1 protein-coding gene is annotated in these 1,817 nt (G+C 68.1%); it reads left to right on the top strand.

The genetic code is table 11. The annotated features are described in order from the left end of the window. Window positions 1-1,817 (top strand): DNA polymerase III subunit gamma/tau (dnaX, locus tag J2W36_RS26485; protein WP_307692775.1); only part of this gene is annotated, 1,817 nt, incomplete at both ends.

The raw sequence follows: 1,817 nt of genomic DNA, 5'->3' as shown, positions 1-1,817 counted from the left end.
ATGTCCTATCTCGTGCTCGCCCGCAAATACCGGCCCCGTAATTTCGAAGAAATGGTCGGGCAGGAGCATGTGGTCCAGGCGTTGTCGAACGCGCTGACGACCCAGCGCCTGCACCATGCCTATCTGTTCACCGGCACCCGTGGTGTGGGCAAGACCACCGTTTCGCGCATCCTGGCGAAGTCGCTGAACTGCCAGGGGGCGGATGGGCAGGGCGGCATCACCGCCACGCCGTGCGGCGTCTGTCAGGCGTGCCGCGACATCGATTCGGGACGGTTTGTCGACTACACCGAACTCGACGCCGCTTCCAACCGCGGCGTGGACGAAGTACAGGCCCTGCTGGAGCAGGCGGTTTACAAGCCGGTCCAGGGGCGCTTCAAGGTCTTCATGATCGACGAAGTGCACATGCTCACCAACACCGCGTTCAACGCGATGCTCAAGACGCTGGAAGAGCCGCCCGAGTACCTGAAGTTCGTGCTGGCCACCACCGACCCGCAGAAGGTGCCCGTCACCGTGCTGTCGCGTTGCCTCCAGTTCAATCTGCGCCCGATGGCGCCCGAGACGGTGCTGGAGCATCTGACCAAGGTCCTGCACACCGAGGAGGTACCGGCCGAGGACCAGGCCCTGCGGCTGCTCGCGCGCGCGGCACGTGGCTCGATGCGCGATGCGCTCTCGCTCACCGACCAGGCGATCGCGTTCGGCAATGGCCAGCTGGTCGAAGCCGGCGTGCGCCAGATGCTGGGCAGCGTCGACCGCGGCCATGTGTTCCGCCTGATCGATGCGCTCGCGCAGGGCGATGGCAAGACGGTGGTCGAAACCGCCGAGACGCTGCGCCGCGACGGTTTTTCGGCTGCCTCCACGCTGGAGGAGATGACCACCGTGCTGCAGGCCATGGCGGTGATCCAGGCCGTACCCTCGCGCGCGCCAGCCGACACGTCGACCGACCCGGACGCGGCCGAAACGGCACGCTTGGCCGCGACGATGCCGCAGGACGAAACGCAACTGCTCTACAGCCTCTGCCTGCACGGACGCGGTGAACTGGGACTCGCGCCCGACGAGTATGCGGCGCTCACGATGGTCTTGCTGCGGCTGCTGGCCTTCAAGCCCTCCGGCGCGGCCATCGCGGAAAAAAAAACTCTGAATGAAACGCAGGCGCCGGTTGTCGCGGCGCCTGCGCCCAGACCGGCACCGGCACCGGCACCAGTGCCCGCGCCCGCGCCTGTTCCCTCAGCTACGGCAACTGCGCCACCGCCCCCCGGGCATCGGTTGCAGGTGCGCGAGTCGCCGCCCGACGCGCCGCCACGCCGCCGCGATGGCGACATGCCAGCGCCCGCCGCAACGCCCTCGCAGGTCGTGGCCATGGCGGTGCGCGTTCAGCCGCCGCCGGGCGCACGCGACAGTGCGCGCGACGATATCCGTGCCACTTCGGCGCCCATCCCTCCCAGCGAAGACGGCGACTTCTGGCATGCCACGGTCATGCAGATGGTCACGGCCGAGCTCATCGGCGCACTCACGCGCGAACTGGCGCTGCAGTCGCAACTGGTGGCGCGCGACGTCGACCAGTGGATGCTGCGCGTGGAGCGTGAATCGCTCAACCAGCCGGCCAGCCGGGACAAACTGCAGGCCGCGCTCGCAGGGATCGGCCATGCGGTGAAAATCGCGATCGAAATCGGTGGGGTGGCCGACAGCCCGGCGCGGCGCAACAAGGTGGCGGCCGAGGCGCGCCAACGCGTTGCCGAAGAAGCGATCCACAGCGACCCCGAGGTGCAGGCGATGATGCGCGACTGGGATGCCAAGGTCGTCCCCGGCACGCTCAAACC

It is taken from the genome of Variovorax ginsengisoli (assembly GCF_030811835.1).
Taxonomy (GTDB): Bacteria; Pseudomonadota; Gammaproteobacteria; order Burkholderiales; family Burkholderiaceae_C; genus Variovorax; species Variovorax ginsengisoli_C.
The sequence above is the reverse complement of the archived record's forward strand: the minus strand, read 5'-3'. Positions and strand labels throughout refer to the sequence as shown.